This is a genomic window from Pedobacter planticolens (assembly GCF_014172375.1).
GTDB classification, from domain to species: Bacteria; Bacteroidota; Bacteroidia; order Sphingobacteriales; family Sphingobacteriaceae; genus Pedobacter; species Pedobacter planticolens.
Genome location: NZ_WNXD01000002.1, coordinates 1,175,841 through 1,196,777, shown reverse-complemented (window position 1 = coordinate 1,196,777; position 20,937 = coordinate 1,175,841). Strand labels below are relative to the sequence as shown.

Genomic DNA, 20,937 nt, shown 5'->3' with positions numbered 1-20,937 from the left:
CTCACAACACAATAACAACCCATAACACAAATGGATATACAAGATATTAAAAATAGGTTCGGAATAATTGGTGGTTCGCCGCTATTAAACCGTGCTATAGATACAGCCAGACAAGTTGCTCCTACAGATATGTCGGTATTAATTACCGGCGAAAGTGGTAGTGGTAAGGAAGTTTTTTCGCATATTATTCATCAAATGAGCACGCGTAAGCATGGTGCTTTTATTGCGGTAAACTGTGGTGCTATTCCAGAAGGAACTATAGATTCAGAATTATTTGGACACGAAAAAGGTTCGTTTACAGGTGCTCATGAAGCTCGTAAAGGTTATTTTGAGGTTGCCAATGGCGGAACGATTTTTTTAGATGAAGTTGCCGAATTACCATTGGGAACACAAGCTCGTTTATTGCGTATTTTAGAAAGCGGTGAGTATTTGCGTGTAGGTTCATCTAAAGTTCAAAAAACTGATGTGCGTATTATTGCAGCCACAAATGTGGATGTTTACAATCGTGTAAAATCGGGCAAATTCCGTGAAGATTTATACTACCGTTTAAATACAGTTCCGTTGCGCATTCCTGCTTTACATGAACGTAAAGAAGATATTTATTTGCTTTTCCGCAAGTTTGCAGCAGATTTTAGCGATAAATATCGTAGTCCAGGTATACAATTAGAGCCTGAAGCTATTCAGATTTTAAGCAATTATAGCTGGCCAGGAAATGTTCGTCAGTTAAAAAATATTGCAGAGCAGATTTGCGTTTTAGAGAAAGATAGAAATGTAAGTGCGCAGGCTTTGTTAAACTATATTCCGAATGAGCAAGCTAATAATTTGCCAATGACGATAAATGGGAGTAGCAAAGAGGATTTTTCGGAAAGAGATATTTTATACAAAGTTCTTTTTGATATGAAAAAGGACATGATGGAATTGAAGAAATTGGTTGCGGAAATCATCCAAAACGGCGGTAATACGTCGCATATTATGGCAGATAATCCTCAATACATCAATCAATTATACCAAGAAGTTGATTTACCAAATAATCACGAAGCAACATTAACAATTAAACATCCGACGCAAAATGCACCAACAGATTACAATTATGCGCATGATGTAGAAGAAGTTGAAGAATCATTATCCTTAATTGATAAAGAATCTGATTTAATTAAAAAAGCATTAAAAAAACATAAAGGCAAACGCAAATTTGCTGCACAAGAATTAGGAATTTCTGAACGTACATTGTATCGTAAAATCAAAGAATTAAATCTGTAACCTATGAAAAAAGTACTATTCATTTTAGCAGTTATCGCTCTCAGCGGATGTGGTTATAAATTTAACGGAGCCTCTACCGAAGGATTGAAAACTGTAAATGTTCAGTTTTTCGAAAACAATGCGCCATTAGTAGTTCCAAATTTAAGTCAATTATTTACAGAAGATTTAAAAGAGCGAATTCGTACACAAAGTAGATTGAGTATTACACAAAACGAAGCAGATGTTACTTTTGAAGGCAGAATTACGGGTTACGATATTAAACCGATCGCCATACAAGACAACGCTAGACCAATTGCTGGCGCAAACCGTTTAACCATTACCGTTCAGGTTAAATACACCAATAATACTAAAGCCGAAGGCGCAGGCAGTTTAAGCAAAAGTTTTGATCAAAGTTTTACTGCTTTTGAAGATTTTTCTTTGGCAGGGCAATCCTTACAATCGCAAGAGCAAGCACTCATTAAAAAAGTTAATGTTAAACTTACCGAGAATATTTTTAACCAGGCTTTTGCACAATGGTAAAGAAATTGAAATTTCAATTATTATCTTAGCGGCATGGAGCTCGATTTAAACACGAAACAACAACTGGCAGGTTTACTTGCAAAGCCGGCAACGGTAACGCAAGCTCATGCAGGTATGTTGACAACGTTGGTTAAAAAATATCCATATTATCAGCCGCTACATTTATTGCTGGCAAAAGCCAATATTAATGAGGCTAATCACGAAAACAGTTTAGCTACCGCAGCATTATACAATGGTGGTGGCTTAGTACATCGAGTAATTTATCAACCCGAAACATTAGCAAATACTTTTTCTTCTTCAGCCATCAAGGCGGATGAAAATTTTGACGGCGAACAGATTGAAATTGCAGAAGATATTGAGTTTATTGAGCCTGTGCCATTTGAAGATAATTTAACAGACGAGCAGGAAACTTTTGAGGAAATAGCTGAGATCAAAACAACTCCATCAAAAGAAAATAAAACCGATGAACAAGAAGTTTTTGATGAAATTGTTGAAGTAAATACCACAGCATTTGTTGCTCAGCCATCAGAAAAAGAAGTTGAAAACGAAGAAGATATCACAGAAGCAATTCCTGATGAATTAGCAATTGAAAGTATTGTTGCTACAGATTTCTTCGCATTCGAAAAGAGCTTTAGTACTGAAGAAGCTGTAGAAAATCAAAAAACTGAACCTGCAACTGTTACGCTACCTGAAGAATATAATCAAGAAGCAGAAGCGCAAACAGTAAGTAAATACGATGATGATAAGCTTCCGTATACTTTTTTATGGTGGCTTGCAAAAACGCGTAAAGAACATGAGCAAATATTTCAGCCTTATGTTACGCCTAAAAAGAACGATAATCCAACTCCAACTACTCCTGGTGAATTACAACAGCAATATGTAGAGCACATTTTTCATATTCAAACTCCATTTAATGTTGCGGAAGAAGCAAGCAAAGGTCCATTAAATAGACAAGTTGCACCAAAAGGATTAGAAATTATTGATTCGTTTATTAAGAATGAGCCTCAAATTAGAGCTCCAAAACCTGAACAAATCAACAATGAAAATAAAGCAAAGAAAAGCGCTGAAGATAATTACGATTTAGTTTCTGAAACTTTGGCCGCTATTTATATCGAGCAAATGCTTTACCACAAGGCGATAGACACTTATGAAAAATTAAGTTTGAAGTTTCCAGAAAAAAGCCGTTACTTTGCCGACCTTATTCAGTCTTTAGAAAAGAAAATTTAACAACATAACATAGTATGGTAACCTTATTAATCATTTTATTAATTATTTTTTGCATCGCATTAGGTTTATTCGTTTTAATACAAAACCCAAAAGGTGGTGGTTTAGCTACTGGCGGATCTGGCAGTAACATGTTTGGCGTACAACGCACAGGCGATGTTTTAGAAAAAGGAACTTGGGTGCTATTAACTTTAATTGTAGTGGCTTCATTAGCGCTTACAACTGTTGGTAAATCTGGTAACGGTTCTACTGCAACAGGTTCTAAAATAGATGAGCAAATTAACAAAGCTGCAACTCCATCTGTATTAGGTGGCGGCGCACCTGCACCTGCAACTACTACTCCAGCTGCAACTCCTAAAACTGGAGATACCACTAAAAAATAATTTTTCTTAACCGAAATAATGAAAACTCCTTAGTTAATCGCTAAGGAGTTTTTTTATACTCATTTTTAAAGTTTCTCCTGTAAAATTAGGTTAATCCTTTAGTTTTCATATCTTTAATATTAGATAAGAGCAAACCTAAACTATGAAGAAACTATTTAATCTCTCCCTTAAAAAAATTAACTTTCTGTTAATTTTTGGCTTATCAAGCCTTTTTCTATTTATCAATTCCTGCAAAAAAGACATCCAGTATTTAACTGATGAGCTAAACAAACAGGAAATTAATAAACTTTCAGATTGGTATCATAAAAATCTGGTAGTAGCCGACACTAACCAATTCAGTAGGTTGAAACCTATGTGGAAAGATGTATATGTAAACGAACAAACAGACTACAAGGTATATGAGGTGGCCTTACAAAACCCAGAAAAACTCTTAGTTTCTACCACAAATGTTTCAACGGAAAATTTTGAACAGCAGAACAATAAGCACGAAATAAGGTTACTGCTATTTGAGGATAAGAAAAATGCGGCCCTCGAGTTCTTTTGTTATATTGTACTGGAAAACCAAGGTAATACCGAAATGGAAAACTTTCATTATAAAAGGCCTGGAGAGTTTAGTGGCAAGGTATTGTTCTATGATCCAAGGGGGATAATGGCAAATGGATGGACCTATAATAAGGGCAAACTTAGCCACAGTATAACAGTTACAGCGAAGCCCGAGCCAACACAGGTTGTCAAGTCTGGGAGCAAGAAACTTAGCAATGTATATGGCTCTGGAACACAATGTAGTTCTGGTTTTGCAGATAGGTATATGATTGTATGCGGCAGTTACGAAGGCAGTACTGTAACTAACTGTAGGCTACAGTTTATAGGGATTACCTATGTAACCTATTGTACAGAGATTAGGAATGAGGGAGATGATGGTAGTGGCGGGGGCACTGAAGGACCTGGTGGTGGGGGTGATTATATTCCCCCAGTAGTTATTGACTGCGCAGATGTACCAAATGGAGATGCTTATTGGAACTCTAGCTGTAATACCTGCATGGGTGGCACTACTGGGATAACTGAATGCCCATTGGAACTAAAAACAGATTCATTAAAGAAAAAATTCCCTTGTGCAGATAAATTAATTGCTCAACCAATACTCACTTCGCCAATTATGAGTAAATTTGTTGAGCCTTTTTTAACTCCTCAAAGACCAACTGTAACCTACCTAACAGATAATACCTTGCCTTGGGGCAATGCAACAACGGGTGGCACCTTTATGCTTGGCAATAATGCTCCGGTAAATAGTGGTGCAGGACTATCATCGACCGTTACATTTAATGAAAAAATGTTGCAAAATAGTTCGCAACTCTTAATTGCAGCTACAGTTGTACACGAAACCCTACACGCATATATTAATTATAAAATAGCAATAGCACAGTATAATTATAATGCTTACAATGAAAGTAATTGGATGGTAGGATTAAATAATTTTTATTTAATGGGTAATTTGCCAGCTAATTACTCTAATCATACCATGATGTTAGAAGATTATTTCGATAAATCTATGGATGTATTACAGGCTTGGAATGCCAAACAAGGCTTTATCTATTCGACAAAAGATATGGCATCGGCCATGCTATATGGACTTAATACTTATGATACAGGTACTTCACAGACTCAGATAAACAATATTAATGCCGTGTTTCAAAATGTTAAAACAAAATATAGCATTACAGCATCTGATTTAACCACATTCAATCTAGCAAATTTAATTGCTACCACAAATAAGCTTCCAACAACAGGGTGTAATCAATAAATATATTATGAAATATTCATTCATTTTAGGAACAATGTTTTTATTACTTTTTAACCTACAAAAAGTAAATGCTCAAGCAAAAAGAGATACTATTTATTACCTGTTGGATACTGCGAAGGTGCCCATTAAAGATAGAATGTTTCGTATTGAAAGTGAGGGCCCTTTTATGTTTTATAGTTTAGAGTGTAAATGTTTTCCCTATGGATACGGGATTGGTTTTTACTATCAAATTGCCGATAAAAAAGAAAAGAGGATTAGTTTTCAAAAATTTAGGCAGCTTAAAACAGTTTCAGTTATGCAATTAATAGATTTAGCCCTTAAATGCTTACCACCAGAGAATAGAAATAAATATCAATTTATATTTGCTGAGCCAGAAGGTGATAAAATTCGACTTACAGAGATGATGCTGTGGATACCACTTAAGCCCCGAAAAACTATCACCGTCGAAACAATTGGACCGATAAGAAATTAATCTTTTAAGTAAAAATTCTTTAGCCAAAAGCTAAGGAGTTTTTTGTCTTTCCGTCAGTCTGACAAGGTATATCATCATGAAAAAAATATTTTTAATAGTTCTATTTTCAATTTGGCTAAGCAATGTTTTCTCGCAAGAAACGAATAGAAAAATCTATTTTTTGGCAGACACTATAAACACGCCGAAAAACAATCAAGTTTTGCGAATTGAAACAATAAGTTTTTTTGAGTATTCATTTATTTTCTATTGCAAATGTGCTTACCCATATAAAAGTTATGTTTCATTTTCTTATTTAACAACTAAAAAAGGACCTAAAGCAGAAATTGTATCTAAGATGCCAAATTATGCATATATCAGTTTTAAAGAACTTATGGAAGTTGCAGCAAAACATCATCGTTATTTTGATAATAGTTATGATTTGTATATTACTGAAGTATTACCAAATAATAAGTACAGAACAAACAAGGTGAAGTTTAATATTTACCCTGAACCAATTAATGATGGCGTTATTATAAAACAAAAGTAAGTGTCTTTATGCTAAATACATTAGAAACTTAACCAGATATTCACGAATAGCATTAGTAAAAACTCCTTAGTTAATTGCTAAGGAGTTTTTGTTTTTCTGCCAGTCTGACACCTGAAATTATACCTTAAAATCTATTAACTGACATCAAATGCAAATTTGACAAGTAAAACAGTCTTGGCATAAAAACTGTTTATTCCATTTCATCGTATTACATTTACGAATTAATTCAATTACAGAAAACTAAAAAATAAAAGTATTTATGGCTTTAAACTTTAAACCTAATGCAGACAGAGTAGTTGTTGAAGCTGCTGCTGCAGAAGAAAAAACTGCTTCTGGTATCTATATCCCTGATACTGCTAAAGAAAAACCTCAGCAAGGTATTGTTGTTGCTGTTGGACCAGGAAAATATGCTGATCAAACTGGAAATTTAATCCCTTTAAGTGTTAAAGTTGGTGATCAAGTTTTGTACAGCAAATACGGTGGTACAGAAGTTACTATCGAAGGTACAGAGTATTTAATCATGAGAGATTCTGATATTTTAGGAACATTATAAACCAAAAAAATTAAATTATTTAAAATTAGGTATGTTTTGGGTTCGATACGATTGCCTCAAATCTCAATACTCATATCTCAAATCTATTAATAATGGCAAAACAAGTAAAATATAACGTTGAAGCGAGAGACGCCCTGAAAAGAGGTGTTGACATTTTAGCGAATGCAGTAAAAGTAACATTAGGCCCTAAAGGTCGTAACGTAATTATCGATAAGAAATTTGGTTCACCAGCAATCACTAAAGATGGTGTAACAGTAGCTAAAGAAATCGAATTAAAAGACCCAATCGAAAACATGGGTGCTCAAATGGTGAAAGAAGTGGCTTCTAAAACTGCGGATATTGCGGGTGATGGAACTACAACTGCTACTGTTTTAGCACAAGCAATTGTAACTGCAGGTATTAAAAACGTAGCTGCTGGTGCAAATCCGATGGATTTAAAACGTGGTATTGATAAAGCAGTTACTGCTGTAGTTGAGAACTTGAAAAAACAATCTCAAGCTGTTGGCGATGACAACAATAAAATTAAACAAGTTGCTTCTATCTCAGCAAACAACGACGAAGTTATTGGTGCTTTAATTGCTGAGGCAATGAAAAAAGTAGGTAAAGATGGTGTAATTACCGTTGAAGAAGCAAAAGGTACTGAAACTGAAGTAAAAACAGTAGAAGGTATGCAATTTGATAGAGGTTATTTATCTCCATACTTTGTAACTAATGCTGATAAAATGGAAGCGGAATTAGAAAGCCCTTACATTTTAATCTACGATAAAAAAATCAGCAACATGAAAGAATTGTTGCCTGTTTTAGAGAAAACTGTTCAAACTGGTAAACCTTTGGTAATTATTGCTGAAGATTTAGATGGTGAAGCTTTAGCTACGTTGGTAGTAAATAAAATTCGTGGATCACTGAAAGTTGTGGCTGTTAAAGCTCCAGGTTTTGGCGATAGAAGAAAAGCAATGTTAGAAGATATCGCAATTTTAACTGGCGGTATTGTAATTTCTGAAGAAAGAGGTTATAAATTAGAAAATGCTGATTTAACCTACCTAGGTTCTGCAGAAAAAGTTGTGGTTGATAAAGACAATACAACTGTAATTAACGGCGCTGGTAAATCTGAAGATATTAAAGCTCGTGTTGGTCAAATTAAAGCGCAAGTAGAAACTACTACTTCAGATTACGATAAAGAAAAATTACAAGAGCGTTTAGCTAAACTTTCTGGTGGTGTTGCCGTACTTTATGTTGGTGCTGCTAGTGAAGTTGAGATGAAAGAGAAAAAAGACCGTGTTGATGATGCTTTACATGCAACTCGTGCTGCAGTTGAAGAAGGTATCGTTGCTGGTGGTGGTGTAGCATTTATTCGTGCAGTTGAAGCATTAGAAGGCTTAAAAGGCATTAATGATGATGAAAACACTGGTATCCAGATTATTCGTCGTGCTATTGAAGAGCCATTACGTCAAATTTGCGAAAACGCAGGTATTGAAGGTTCTATCGTAGTACAAAAAGTAAAAGAAGGTAAAGCCGATTTCGGTTACAATGCTCGTACTGATGTTTACGAAAACTTAATTGGAGCTGGTGTTATCGACCCTACTAAAGTTGGTCGTGTAGCATTAGAAAACGCAGCATCTATTGCGGCTATGTTGTTAACAACAGAAGTTGTTTTAGCTGATGAACCAGAAGAAGCTGGTGCAGCAGGCGGTCACCCACCAATGGGCGGCGGCGGCATGGGCGGTATGATGTAAACCCCTAAATCCCCTAAAGGGGACTTTAAAATAAAAATCCCTCTTAACGAAAGTTTTGAGGGATTTTTTTGTGCTCAAAAATTATAGTTAATTCTCTATATTTACTATACCTATTGTTTTTATCGTGAAATTAGCCCGTATACTGCTCTTAAGCTTTTTTTGTGCGCTTGCATTTCCTGCGTTTGCACAGTTAACTATAGGAACAGTAGACCCAGGGCCTTATACACCGGGTAGTACAATTGCTGCAACATTTACAATTAGTAATTCTTCCTGTATTGCGCAAGGGAATACGTTTAATCTAAGATTATCTAATGCTTCAGGGAACTTCTCTCCAGGGGTTATAATAGGTAGTTACAATGGCTTTTATGGTGCATTTGTAAATGGCACAATCCCGTCTGGAACACCTACTGGAAATGGCTATAAGGTTAGAGTAGAATCTACAAACCCTGCCTATATAAGTACGGAATCTGCTGCTTTTGAGATAAGGGCTGGCGGTGTAGTAACCGCCCAATTAAATTCAACATTATTAAGCTCAACAAATACAGAAGTCTTTGGAACCTGTACTAGTAAACCAAATAACAATTTCTTCTTAGATGACGAATCAACAACAGGAAGTACAGTTACCGCAACTGTTACTGATGAAATAAATGGTGGCACACCTACAAATTTGAGTTTTTCTTCAGGAATAGTTTCTTATACTGCTCAATTAGCTCACTATACCATTTTCACAAAGGCTAGGATGTCTGACGGAACCATTGGTACAAAAGCTTATTTCATCATTAATAATAGTGCGGTTACAGCTTTCTCAACCTCTGGAAATAATGTTGTATGCTTACCATTGGGATATTTGGAATTTACAGTAGTAACATCTGGCTCTGGCGGAATACAAAATAACTTCCCAGGTGATACTTATAAAATTAATTGGGGAGATGGTTCACCAGAAAGTTCTTATACTTTTTGTGAAATCGTTAGCAATTTGGGCAAGGTTCGCCATTTATATACGCAATCTTCATGCGGATCAAACTCAACAGGAAGTAGCGGTACAATTTATAATGTTTTCGATGTAGTTATTAAAGTAAATAATTCTTTTTGTGGTGATATCGGAACTCCCGTTTCTTCAACCGCTAAGGTTGTTGCAAAACCAGTAAATTCATTCACGCCTCCATTAACTGGTTGTACAAATACTATTCAAACGTTTTTAAACACCTCAGTTTCTGGAGAAAATCCAAATACAAATACGCCTGGGTGTACACCTAATAATGTAACTTATAATTGGTTTGTTGATGGAGTTCCTGTTAAGGTAAATCAGCCAAGATCTTACAATTTACAATGGACTTTTTTAACTCATGGCAATCATGTGGTTAGACTAGAGTCAACTAGTTCAGGAGTCTGTGACGCAGATCCTATTGAACACACCATCTGCATCCAAGACCCACCCGTACCAAGCTTTAACTTTAATGGAAGTAATGGTGCAACAGTATGTGCTCCAAACATTTTAAAACCAACAAATACATCATTCATAGATAATATTTGCAACGCCAATAACACTTATTCCTGGTCAGTATCACCAGCGGTTGGTTATGCAAATGGCACAAATGCAAACAGCGCTGAACCAGAGTTTAATTTTACCACTCCGGGTATTTATCAAGTAACTCTATCTATATCAACAGCATCATGCGGAACGGTTTCTTCGGCAGTACAAACTGTTATAGTCAACGGTCCACCCACCATAAGTTTATCGCCTAATGCTGCTCTTTGTAATGTAACCACTTACGATTTTAACCCAACCACAAACGGCCCAACTAAAACCTCATTTACAGGAACTCAAGTAGATTTACCTGCTACGTATACTTGGTCAGTTGCAGGTGGTGCTTTTGCTTTTACTGGCGGAACAACTGTCAGTTCAAAATATCCTTCCATTCAATTCTTAGATTATGCAACTTATACAGTAACAGTTACTCATACCAACACCTGCGGTACTATTACAAAAAGCCAAATCATTTCATTTACAAGCGCACCAGTTGTAGATGCAGGCCCAGACCAAATTATTTGTTACAATGATCCATTAGTAAATTTAAATGGGAGTGTTTCAGGCACTCCCACAAGTATAATTTGGGTAGGCGGAGGTGGAATTTTTTCTCCCGATAGGAATACATTAAATGCAACCTATACTCCAACAACAGCAGAAAGAAATGCCGGGCAAGTAACATTAACTTTAAGAGCGACGACTTCGCTACCAGCTCCATGTAATCGTATAGATAATGATGTAATCATTACGATTAAAAAGGAAGTAGTTGTCAGCAGTGCTGCTACTAAATCTATTTGTACAGGAACCAGTGTAAATTATAATATTACTTCTACAAGTGTTGGTGCAACTTTTACTTGGACTGCATCAGGCAGCACAAATGCAGGCGGCTTTACTAACGGAAGCGGGCTAACTATTTCAGATGTTTTAACAAATAGCGATCTTAATGCAAATGCAACTGTAACTTACACCATCACCCCTTCCGCAAACGGCTGCACTGGCAACCCTTTCACCTTTACAGTTACCGTAACCCCAAATCCAATCCTTACTCCAACGGCAACAAATGCAACTATATGCAGTGGTCAAAGCGCTGGAATTAACTTATCTTCTAATTTAGGAATAACTACAAAGTACACATGGACAAGTACCGTTACAGGAGGAGTAACTGGAAATACAAATAATCCAACCGCTACAACAACTTCATCAATTAATGATATTTTACTAAACTCAGGCACTTCATCGGGTACAGTAACCTATACCATTACTCCTATTTCTGCTACAGGATGTCCAGGAGATCCAAAACAAATCACAATAACCGTTGAACCTCAACCTACCACACCAATTGCAGGTCCAGATGAAAGTATTTGCAACACTAATGATTATACCCTAAAAGGAAATCAACCTATTGTAGGTGCGGGAGAATGGAAAGAAACCTCTAACATTGGAGGTATTACTTTTGACGATAAGACCGTATACAACACAACCGCTCATGGTCTACAACCTGGCAACACCTATACTTTTAGCTGGACAATTACAGGCGCTGCAAGTTGCGCTCCAAAAACTGATGATGTTAAAATTACCGTAAACCCTGTATCCGTAGGTGGCTCAACCGCAGCTAGCATTTCTACTGTTTGTGCAGGAAACAACTCTGGAACAATTACCTTAACAGGTCAAACTGGAACTGTAATCAGATGGGAAAGTTCTACAGATAATTTTGTAACCACAACACCAATAGCAAACACAACAACCTCATTAACCTATACCAATTTAAACGCTACTACTCAATACAGAGCAGTAGTACAAAGCGGTGTATGCGCACCTGCTAACTCTACCATTTCTACAATAACTGTAAACCAAGGAGCAGTAACGGCAACTGCGAGTCCAGATCAAATCCTTTGTGATGAAAGAACTACAACTCTTGCAGGAAATGATCCCTTAACAAATATTGGGGAATGGACATTAATATCTGGGCAAACAGGAGTAACATTTAATGCAAACCAATATAACACAGCTGTTAGCGGCATAGTTGGCGGCCAAACATATATCTTCCGTTGGACCATTTCTGGTTTAGCGCCTTGCCCTGCAACAAGTGATGAAGTAACCATTACCAACTTATCTGCCCTGCAAAATAATACCATTAGTACACCAGGAACTACTGTATGTACTGGGCAAACCATTACAATAGTAGGTTTGCTACCAACTGGCGGAAACAACGTTTACACCTACACTTGGCAAAGCAGTGCAGATGGCGGCGCAACTTGGAATCCCATCAGCGGTCAAACTAGTCGTGATCTTATTATACCCGTTTCTACTAATTTATCTTATCGCCGAATAGTAACTAGCGGAACATGCTCATCACCTAGTAACCCAATTGCAATAACTGTTTTACCTCCAATTGCAAACAATACCATTGCTGCAGATCAAATCATTTGTATCACCACACTTCCTAATCAGCTTACGGGTTCACAACCAACCGGTGGCGATGGCGCAAATTACACTTACCAATGGCAGCAAAGCACAGATAATGGTACAACATGGAATCCAATTCCATCTACCGATACTCGTAATTATCCTCCGCCAGCAATTACACAAACTACTTTATACCGCCGATTAGTAAGTAGCGGTGCCTGCACAGGAAGCCAACAGAGCATAAGCGGTATAGTTAAAATTACAGTAAACCTCAACGCAAAAGCAGAGTTTACCTTTACAAACGATATAGGCTGTGTTCCTTTTAAACTAGATGGCAATAACATTAAAGCAGTACCCTATCCAACCCGAAATGCAACGTATACCTGGTATGCAGACAACGTACAAATTGGAACAGGAATTAATTTCCCAAGTTTGGGTTACACCATCCCTACCGACAACACAAATGTTGTAATTAAATTAGTAGTAACCAGCAGTCTCGGTTGCCAGGATGATGTAATGACCCATACATTTAGCACCCGACAAACCATTACATCATCTTACAGGCAATCGGCTACAGAGGGTTGCGGGCCATTAGACGTTACCTTCACCAATACATCAACTTCGTTAACTAACGCTACATTCTTATGGGATTTCGGCAATAACACAACATCTACTCAAGCAACTCCACCGCCAATAAGATTCTTAGCAGACCCTAGCGGAAAAGACATCACCTATACCGTTACCTTAACCTCAACAACACCTTGCGGCAGTAGCACTACTACATCAACTGTGTTTATAAAAGCAAATCCAATCTCAGTATTCTCTCCAGATAAAACGGTGGGCTGTTCGCCATTTTTAGTAAACTTTAGCAATACCTCACCAGGTGGCACAAATACGTATACCTACGATTTTGGCGATGGAAGCGCTCCTTTCATCACCAACAATAAAAACTCAGTTTCACACACCTACACCACAGGACGTAATATTACAACCTACACCGTAACAATGACCGCCCAAAACGACTGTGGCACAGATGTAACTCAATACACCATACAAGTTTCTCCAAATACAATTACACCAGAGTTAGTAGTAAATAGCAACGAATTACGTGGTTGCGCACCATTAACGGTACACTTCTTTAACAACACCTCTGGTGCAAATTCATTTACCTACACCTTTGGCAATGACGGCACTGCAAATACACTTTCAGCACCAGAAACAGTTACCCATACCTTTACCCAACCTGGCATCTACACTGTTAGGCTCGATGCTACCAATGGTTGTTCTAATGCCAGCACTACAGAAACAATTACAGTTCTTGCACAACCAAAGGCAGAGTTTCATGGTGATATCCTCATTGGTTGCACCGGACTAAGCGTAAAATTCACCAACACCAGTACAGATGGTGTAAGTTACCTTTGGGACTTTGGCGACCTAACTTTCTCTCGAGATGTAGAACCAACGCATGTATACATAGACCCAGCTGGTTCATACACCGTAAAACTAACTACATATAATAATTTAGGCTGTCCAAACACAGCAACACTTACAGATTATATAAGAATTGTTGGGCCACCAAAAGCAGATTTTTCAACGTCGCCTGCGCCAGTAGTTAGCATCCCAACTTATACATTCAAATTCACCGATGAAAGTACAAATGCTCCTAAAACTTACAGATGGACTTTTGGCGATGGCGATGCTTCTTTACAAAAAGACCCAACACATACCTATGCAGATACTGGCAGATATTTAGTAACCATGCGAACATACAATGAATATGGTTGTGCAGATAGCATTCAAAAATTTGTACAAATTATTGGTGTGCCAGGCTATATGTATGTGCCTAATTCATTTATCCCGGGAGGTACAAGCTCGCAATTGCAAAAGTTTATAGCCATAGGTTCGGGCATTAAATCGTGGCACATGTCTGTATTTAATAAGTGGGGGCAGGTACTTTGGGAAACCACGCAATTAAACGATGGCAAACCTGTAGAAGGTTGGGATGGAACCTATAAAAACACACCGCAGCCACAAGGTATTTATTTCTGGAAAATAGATATAGAATTTATAAACGGCACAGAGTGGAAAGGAATGACATACGATAATTCGGCGCCAAAACGAACGGGCTCAATATATTTAATAAGATGATGAAAAGGATTGCCATAGGGATTTTACTGTTAAGCTTTGGGGTTTTAAAAACTAAAGCTCAAGATCATCTATTTTCTCAGTTTTTTAATGCCCCAATCTATTTAAACCCATCCTTAACCGGTCAGTTCGATGGCGATTTTAGATTAAACATGATTTACAGAAACCAATGGACTTCACTTGGCGGAGATTTATCTTACATCAACGCATCCGTAGATGTAGCTGTTCCAAAACTCGCTGGCGGTGTTGGTTTATCATTTAACAGAAGTACCGAAGGCACAGCCTATTTAACCAAAAACAATATTGCTGCAACCTATTCGTACAGTGTAGGTGGCGATGATTTTTTAGCATCCTTTGGCATACAAGCAGGTTTTACCAACCGCACTATCGATTGGAGTAAACTAGTTTTTGGCGATCAAATTGATAGAAGATTAGGCTATATACCAGGCAGTATTTCTTCCGCACAATTGCCAGATGTTTCTAACCGTTTTTACTTCGATCCAGCAGCCGGCGTAAACTTTGTATATCGCAATGCGATGTTAGGTGCAGCAGTATATCACATTAATAAGCCCGACGAATCTTTTAGTGGTACGCAAGCCAAATTACCTATGCGCATGAGCATAAACGCCAGCTTTAAAATGCCTTTAAGTTATAATTACGATTATACCGAAGATGAAGGCGCTTTCTTAATTCCTTCCGTAGTTTACTATAAACAGGGCAATGTAAGCTCCATAAGTGCAGGCGCACAATTCAAATACAAAGGCTTCAATACAGGCCTTTGGTACCGCACCAATCAAGAAGGGGGTTCAGATGCATTAGTATTTTCTTTAATTATCGATATCTTTCTAAAACGTAGCGACACCGAAAAAGTAAGAGTAGGCCTAAGTCACGATGCAACCACCTCTAAACTAAATTACACCAACACCAGCGGCACAACCGAAGCAAGTATTGGCTACGAAAAATATTGGCCAAATAGCACACGCACTAAAAAATACAACGGCTTGCGCTGCTCTAACTTTTACTAAAACTTTACGCTACAATCAGCGTTATTTAACTAATAATCCCGAAATTAGATCATCATCTAAAATCCATTCTATATGCAAAGCTTTTTTGATAGCAGCCATTTCATTACACAAAGTGAAGTCAATAAATTTTTATTAGCCACCCTACTTTGCGGACTAATTGGTGTAGAACGAGAGTTTAGAAGCAAACAAGCCGGCTTAAAAACCATGATTATGATTGGCCTCGGCGCAACCCTATTCACAATTTTATCAACCAAAATAGGACTCAACAGTCAAGATCGTATTGCCTCAAACATTGTAACTGGGATAGGATTTTTAGGAGCAGGTGTAATATTTAAAGAAGATAATCAAGTAAAAGGACTAACAACAGCCTGCGTAATTTGGATTGTCGCCGCTATCGGCATGGCAGTAGGCGCAGGTTATCACGAACAAGCCATCGGCGTAACCGTCGTAGTTTTACTAGCCCTACTAATTTTCCCCTATGTAGAAAATTTTGTAGAAAGACGCTTTACCAAAAGAACCTATCGCATAGTTAAACGATATGAAAACGAAAGCCTCGATGCTTACGAAGAAAACATCAGAACCTCCAAACTTAAACTCCACAGAGGCAAGCAAGAACTAGCAAACGGTATTATAAGCGGCACATGGGTAGCAGTGGGCAGCCCTAAAAACCATAAAAAATTTGTAGATAAAATGTTAATGGACGATAAGATTATTGCCTTCGATTTTTAAAACATTACTCCAATTTCACCCCTATTTCATTCTCCATAATTTCATCCAACAACTCATGCAGCCAGTACAAATCCGTTAACAAATCTTTAAAATCTATCGGTAAAGCATCCATATTATAAAAAAGATAATCAGATAACATCTTCCTCAAATTCTTATTTAACCTATTTGCTGGCACTATTTTTATAAATGTTTTAAATTCGTTTAAGATATTTTCAGAGATTTCAGTATCTGCTGATGTATTTAATTGTGGTGTAACTGCCTCATCCATATCTTTAGTTTATTTAGATTCTATTCACAAATTTGATTTTTTCTACTACATTTATAACAACAACACAAGTGTACTCACAATAAACGAACAATACAACAACAAAAGAATACATAATTCACAAAATGAAAGAAAAATTAGATAAAGAATTGATTTTAAGCAGAATAAAGTTTCACTATAAATTCAAATCTGATGCGCAGTTGGCTAGATTTTTAGGACTTGGCACAAATACACTTGCCAATTGGTACACAAGAAACACCATCAACTACGATCTAATATTCACAAAATGCAATGACCTAAACCCTACCTGGATTATTACAGGAGAAGGCAGGCCTACAAAAGCATATAGTAATTCTGAGGCTAATGCTCCTTCAATAGCCGAAGAAGATGCAGTAAAAATCAACTCCCAATACAATCAACTTACCGAAATAGAGCGTTTACATCAAATTATCACCCTACAAGAAGGAACAATTTCAGCGCAAGCAAAAACCATAGAAGTAATGAATAAACTCATTAATACAAAAGACAAATAGTTAAACAACCTCATTCCTACCAACCCTTAGAAAAGCCAATTCCGTAGCATCTATTTACGTAAGCCCCGCTTTCCGTTACAATCTTTTTTGGCAAAGTCTTCCGTCATTTCGAGCGCAGCCGAGAAACCTTTAAGCTGTGCGCTCCAGATAGATAACACAACAAAAAAGTATTTCCACTACAATCAGGTTTAGAGAACCCAAAACTGCACTATAAACTTAAGTTGTAACATTCCAAAAAAGAAACCTAGCACCTGCCAAGAGAAACCTAACAAACGCAAGTAAGAACCTAGCAAACGCAAGAAGAAACCCAGCAAACGCAAGAAGAAACCTAGCAAACGCAAGGAGAAACCGAACAAGCGCAAGAAGAAACTTAGCACCCGCCAGTTAAACACTATTAATTTCCATCATGAATTCCCCTCTCCTTCGGAGAGGGGTTAGGGGTGAGGCTCCCAAACCACAACCCACCCCCAAGAACGAGGACCGGCCTTGTAGCATTCCGAAGGAGAAAGCAATCCAAACTTCAGCACAAACTTTCAAAAACCACAATCCAAAACAATGAGCCAGTTCGATCCTTCATCGAACCTGCTGCTTGTTGCCTTAAAAGTTTTGATAGCTTAATCCAAGAGATGATACTAAGCCTTGATTTTTGTTAAACTTTTTATCAAGAAAAAGTTTAGAGCCATAGCGGCGGCGAGCTGAAAAAGAGAAAGCAAGAAAGATTGCTTCGTGCCTTTACAGCAATGACGAACGCGTTAGGTAAGCAGCAGTATAAAGCGGTCGTCTTTGCGAGCGCAGCGTGGCAGTCTCCTATTTATCTCTGTATTTACTAAAATAAAGAAGGTTCCCACTTCAGATGAAGAACCTTCTTCGCAATAACGAGTATTAGAAATATATCTTTACTATTCCATCTTAAAAACTAACGCATCCTTCAAACCTTTTGCATCCTTAGGTAAAACAATCTCCAAATCATTACCAACCCGCTTCCATTTCAAAACAGATTTAACCCCCAATAAAGAAATCCTTTTAGGCATCTTTGGTACCGATTTAAGCAGAATAGTTGGAGCAAGCTCAGCCTTCTCATCAATCAAATACAACGCATAACTACTTTCGTTTTTACTTTTAGTAAAGCAAACGTTAGCAGTTTTATAAGGCGCAATTGGCTCGGTTGCATAAATTGCTTCCTTATTAATATCCATCCATTGCCCAATTTCAGTTAAGCGTTGTAACACAACATCGGGAAAAGTACCATCAGGTTTTGGACCAACATCTAATAAAAAGTTCCCGCCTTTGGCAACAATATCTACTAATAAATGAATGAGGGTATTGGTGCTTTTATAATTATCATTTGGCACATAACCCCAAGCATCACCCATGGTCATACACGTTTCCCAAGGATAATTTAAAGGCTTTTCGGGAATCTTTTGTTCAGGTGTCTGATAGTTTTCATATTCACCATGCACCGTTCTATCCACCATAATTAAACCAGGTTGTTTAGCCCTAGCCATCTTGGCAATGCTAGGCATATCAATATCCTGATCCCAAGCAGGAATTGGCGCACCCCAAGACAAAACCTCTTCATTAACAGTTGCCTTTGGTCTAACCCAACCACCATCTAACCATAAAATATCCACCGAACCATAATCGCTCATTAACTCCTCAATTTGGTTATAAGTGTACTGCTTAAACTGTCGCCAACGCTGCGGATGTAAACGAATATCATAATTGTTGTTCCGATCTGGCGTAGCATAACGCGGCCACCAATAATATTCACTGTGCCAGTCTGGTTTAGAAAAGTATGCGCCAATCATAAACCCTTCGTTTCTAAAAGCAGAGAAAACTTCCTTAACAATATTCGCCTTTGGATTTGAGGAGAAAGGAACAGCTGCATTCGTTACCTTATACTCACCTTGTTTCGTATCGAACATTGCAAAACCATCGTGATGTTTAGTCGTAAAAACCACATATTGCATACCTGCTTTTTTAGCATAGCTAGCCCAAATGGTTGGATCGAACTTTACAGGATTAAATTGTTTATTGAGATCGAAATACCACTTTTTATATTCTTCGTAATTACGGGTACTATCGCGAGGTATCCATGATGCATCTTCAGAATTAATACTCCACGATTCTACAATCCCTGGGATACTGTAAATGCCCCAATGCATAAACAATCCAAATTTTTTATCTCCCCATTGGGATAATTTAGCGACAACTTTTGTATCTGTTGGTGGTTGGTAGGTTTGAGCAAAAGTTAAAAAACTGATGAAAAGGAAATAAATTATACATGCTGCTTTTTTCATAAAATGATTTTAAACTTCGCACCACAAAATACACAAATATCAGTAAAAGTATATAGCTTTGTTAACGATGCAAAACGAACAAATTTCAGTTTTCGACATATTTAAAATAGGTATTGGTCCTTCCAGTTCACACACTTTAGGTCCTTGGCGAGCAGCTCAACAATTTACAGCTTCCTTAAAAAAACAAGGTTTATTAAACGAGGTTGAGCAAGTAAAAATACTTTTGTATGGTTCTTTGGCTAAAACAGGCAAAGGGCACGGAACTGATATTGCTATTTTATTGGGTTTAGCCGGTGGCGATCCGGTAACTTTTGATGTAAACGCAATTGATAGCACTGTTGAAGAAATTAAAACTAGTCAGAAATTACTTTTAGGAGGAGAAAAAAAAATCGATTTCTCGTATATAGATGATTTAATCTTCCTATTTACAGAGAGTTTACCTTTTCATCCTAACGCAGTCACTTTTCAAGCATTCTTAAATACAGGCAAAGCCTTTTCTGAAACTTATTATTCTATTGGCGGTGGTTTTGTAGTTAAAGAAGGAGAAAATGGAAGTGAAAAAGAACAGGTTGACCTTCCATTTCCCGTACAAAAAGCAAGCGAACTTTTACATTGGTGTTTATCTACGGGTTTAAAAGTAAGTGAGGTGGTATTAGAAAATGAAGCTGCTTGGCGACCAGAAGCTGAAACCAAAAAGGGTATTTTGCAACACTTCCAGGTGATTAAGGAATGTATTTATCGCGGTTGCCACACTGGTGGTTTTTTACCTGGTGGATTAAATGTTGCCCGCAGAGCTTCGGCATTAAATAAACGATTAATTAACGGACAAACCTATACAGATTACGATAGTTGGGTAGCGGCTATTAGAAATGGTGGCAATGGTTTTAACTATATTTTAGACTGGGTAAGTTGTTTTGCTTTGGCTGTTAACGAAGAGAATGCTGCTTTTGGCAGAGTGGTTACAGCGCCAACAAATGGGGCGGCGGGTGTTATACCAGCAGTTTTACAATATTTTATTGCTTTCTGCGATGGGTATGATGAGGAGAAAATAATTCATTTTATTGCTTGTGCATCTGAAGTTGGAAGTATTTTTAAAAAGGGAGCAACAATCTCTGCGGCCATGGGTGGTTGCCAAGCAGAAATCGGAGTATCATCAGCGATGGCTGCCGCTGCATTAACAGAATGTTTGGGTGGTTCGCAACGACAAGTTTTAATGGCTGCGGAAATAGCAATGGAACATCATTTAGGTTTAACCTGCGATCCGATTGGTGGTTTAGTGCAAATTCCGTGTATAGAACGTAATACGATGGGCGCTATCAAGGCTATAACTGCAAGTCAGTTGGCGTTGCAAAGTAATCCCGATAAGGCAAAAGTAAGTTTAGATGCAGTTGTAAATACCATGTGGGAAACTGCGTTAGATATGAACTCTAAGTACAAAGAAACTTCTGATGGGGGCTTGGCAACGAATATTCCATTAAGTTTACCAGAGTGCTAGGTTTGGGGTTTACCACCTTAGAAACCTAAGAGAACCTAAG

Annotated in this window: 16 protein-coding genes; 14 read left to right on the top strand and 2 right to left on the bottom strand. The window is 37.5% G+C overall.

Annotated features, from left to right (window positions below):
• Positions 1-30 precede the first annotated feature (30 nt).
• From GM921_RS13980 to GM921_RS13925, 12 genes are all read left to right on the top strand, one after another.
• Positions 31-1,260, top strand: coding sequence for a sigma-54 interaction domain-containing protein (locus GM921_RS13980; protein ID WP_182923252.1), 1,230 nt, complete (start codon positions 31-33; stop codon positions 1,258-1,260).
• Positions 1,261-1,263: 3 nt separating this feature from the next.
• Complete coding sequence (locus GM921_RS13975) at positions 1,264-1,779, top strand: LptE family protein (RefSeq protein ID WP_182923251.1); 516 nt, start codon at positions 1,264-1,266, stop codon at positions 1,777-1,779.
• A 33-nt stretch (positions 1,780-1,812) separates the two neighbouring features.
• Entirely contained in the window at positions 1,813-3,006 is a 1,194-nt protein-coding gene (locus tag GM921_RS13970; RefSeq protein WP_182923250.1) for a hypothetical protein, read from the top strand.
• Between the two features lie 14 nt (positions 3,007-3,020).
• Complete coding sequence (secG, locus tag GM921_RS13965) at positions 3,021-3,386, top strand: preprotein translocase subunit SecG (protein WP_182923249.1); 366 nt, start codon at positions 3,021-3,023, stop codon at positions 3,384-3,386.
• A gap of 142 nt (positions 3,387-3,528) precedes the next feature.
• Positions 3,529-5,187: a hypothetical protein gene (locus GM921_RS13960; protein WP_182923248.1), complete on the top strand. Its 1,659-nt coding sequence runs from the start codon at positions 3,529-3,531 to the stop codon at positions 5,185-5,187.
• Between the two features lie 7 nt (positions 5,188-5,194).
• Positions 5,195-5,659 (top strand): hypothetical protein, encoded by a 465-nt coding sequence (locus tag GM921_RS13955; protein ID WP_182923247.1) that lies wholly within the window; start codon positions 5,195-5,197, stop codon positions 5,657-5,659.
• 76 nt (positions 5,660-5,735) lie between these two features.
• Positions 5,736-6,185: a hypothetical protein gene (locus GM921_RS13950; RefSeq protein WP_182923246.1), complete on the top strand. Its 450-nt coding sequence runs from the start codon at positions 5,736-5,738 to the stop codon at positions 6,183-6,185.
• Between the two features lie 259 nt (positions 6,186-6,444).
• Entirely contained in the window at positions 6,445-6,738 is a 294-nt protein-coding gene (gene groES / locus GM921_RS13945; RefSeq protein ID WP_048907794.1) for a co-chaperone GroES, read from the top strand.
• Positions 6,739-6,830: 92 nt separating this feature from the next.
• A complete protein-coding gene (gene groL / locus GM921_RS13940) occupies positions 6,831-8,471 on the top strand; it encodes a chaperonin GroEL (protein ID WP_182923245.1) in 1,641 nt (546 codons plus the stop codon).
• A gap of 124 nt (positions 8,472-8,595) precedes the next feature.
• Positions 8,596-14,553: a PKD domain-containing protein gene (locus tag GM921_RS13935; RefSeq protein WP_182923244.1), complete on the top strand. Its 5,958-nt coding sequence runs from the start codon at positions 8,596-8,598 to the stop codon at positions 14,551-14,553.
• On the top strand, positions 14,550-15,575 hold the full coding sequence (locus GM921_RS13930) for a PorP/SprF family type IX secretion system membrane protein (RefSeq protein ID WP_182923243.1): 1,026 nt from the start codon (positions 14,550-14,552) through the stop codon (positions 15,573-15,575). The genes GM921_RS13935 and GM921_RS13930 overlap by 4 nt, the downstream gene beginning before the upstream one ends.
• A gap of 72 nt (positions 15,576-15,647) precedes the next feature.
• Positions 15,648-16,304: an MgtC/SapB family protein gene (locus GM921_RS13925; RefSeq protein WP_182923242.1), complete on the top strand. Its 657-nt coding sequence runs from the start codon at positions 15,648-15,650 to the stop codon at positions 16,302-16,304.
• Between the two features lie 4 nt (positions 16,305-16,308).
• On the opposite strand, the gene GM921_RS13920 is transcribed toward GM921_RS13925, so the two are convergent.
• Positions 16,309-16,572 carry a hypothetical protein gene (locus tag GM921_RS13920; protein ID WP_182923241.1) on the bottom strand — a complete coding sequence of 88 codons (264 nt, stop codon included), beginning with the start codon at positions 16,570-16,572 and terminating at the stop codon, positions 16,309-16,311.
• Between the two features lie 122 nt (positions 16,573-16,694).
• On the opposite strand from GM921_RS13920, the gene GM921_RS13915 reads away from it, so the two are divergent.
• Complete coding sequence (locus tag GM921_RS13915; protein ID WP_182923240.1) at positions 16,695-17,102, top strand: helix-turn-helix domain-containing protein; 408 nt, start codon at positions 16,695-16,697, stop codon at positions 17,100-17,102.
• Between the two features lie 899 nt (positions 17,103-18,001).
• Here the strand turns inward: GM921_RS13915 and GM921_RS13910 are convergent.
• Positions 18,002-19,402, bottom strand: coding sequence for an alpha-L-fucosidase (locus tag GM921_RS13910; RefSeq protein WP_182923239.1), 1,401 nt, complete (start codon positions 19,400-19,402; stop codon positions 18,002-18,004).
• A 67-nt stretch (positions 19,403-19,469) separates the two neighbouring features.
• On the opposite strand from GM921_RS13910, the gene GM921_RS13905 reads away from it, so the two are divergent.
• On the top strand, positions 19,470-20,897 hold the full coding sequence (locus tag GM921_RS13905) for an L-serine ammonia-lyase (RefSeq protein ID WP_182923238.1): 1,428 nt from the start codon (positions 19,470-19,472) through the stop codon (positions 20,895-20,897).
• Positions 20,898-20,937 lie beyond the last annotated feature (40 nt).

Excerpts from the sequence above, each read along its gene's own strand:
- GM921_RS13920 (WP_182923241.1), bottom strand. The coding sequence starts at position 16,572 with ATGGATGAGGCAGTTACACCACAATTAAATACATCAGCAGATACTGAA.
- GM921_RS13930 (WP_182923243.1), top strand. The coding sequence starts at position 14,550 with ATGATGAAAAGGATTGCCATAGGGATTTTACTGTTAAGCTTTGGGGTT.
- secG (WP_182923249.1), top strand. The coding sequence starts at position 3,021 with ATGGTAACCTTATTAATCATTTTATTAATTATTTTTTGCATCGCATTA.
- GM921_RS13915 (WP_182923240.1), top strand. The coding sequence starts at position 16,695 with ATGAAAGAAAAATTAGATAAAGAATTGATTTTAAGCAGAATAAAGTTT.
- GM921_RS13955 (WP_182923247.1), top strand. The coding sequence starts at position 5,195 with ATGAAATATTCATTCATTTTAGGAACAATGTTTTTATTACTTTTTAAC.
- GM921_RS13925 (WP_182923242.1), top strand. The coding sequence starts at position 15,648 with ATGCAAAGCTTTTTTGATAGCAGCCATTTCATTACACAAAGTGAAGTC.
- groL (WP_182923245.1), top strand. The coding sequence starts at position 6,831 with ATGGCAAAACAAGTAAAATATAACGTTGAAGCGAGAGACGCCCTGAAA.
- GM921_RS13970 (WP_182923250.1), top strand. The coding sequence starts at position 1,813 with ATGGAGCTCGATTTAAACACGAAACAACAACTGGCAGGTTTACTTGCA.
- GM921_RS13980 (WP_182923252.1), top strand. The coding sequence starts at position 31 with ATGGATATACAAGATATTAAAAATAGGTTCGGAATAATTGGTGGTTCG.
- GM921_RS13905 (WP_182923238.1), top strand. The coding sequence starts at position 19,470 with ATGCAAAACGAACAAATTTCAGTTTTCGACATATTTAAAATAGGTATT.
- GM921_RS13975 (WP_182923251.1), top strand. The coding sequence starts at position 1,264 with ATGAAAAAAGTACTATTCATTTTAGCAGTTATCGCTCTCAGCGGATGT.
- GM921_RS13910 (WP_182923239.1), bottom strand. The coding sequence starts at position 19,402 with ATGAAAAAAGCAGCATGTATAATTTATTTCCTTTTCATCAGTTTTTTA.
- groES (WP_048907794.1), top strand. The coding sequence starts at position 6,445 with ATGGCTTTAAACTTTAAACCTAATGCAGACAGAGTAGTTGTTGAAGCT.
- GM921_RS13950 (WP_182923246.1), top strand. The coding sequence starts at position 5,736 with ATGAAAAAAATATTTTTAATAGTTCTATTTTCAATTTGGCTAAGCAAT.
- GM921_RS13960 (WP_182923248.1), top strand. The coding sequence starts at position 3,529 with ATGAAGAAACTATTTAATCTCTCCCTTAAAAAAATTAACTTTCTGTTA.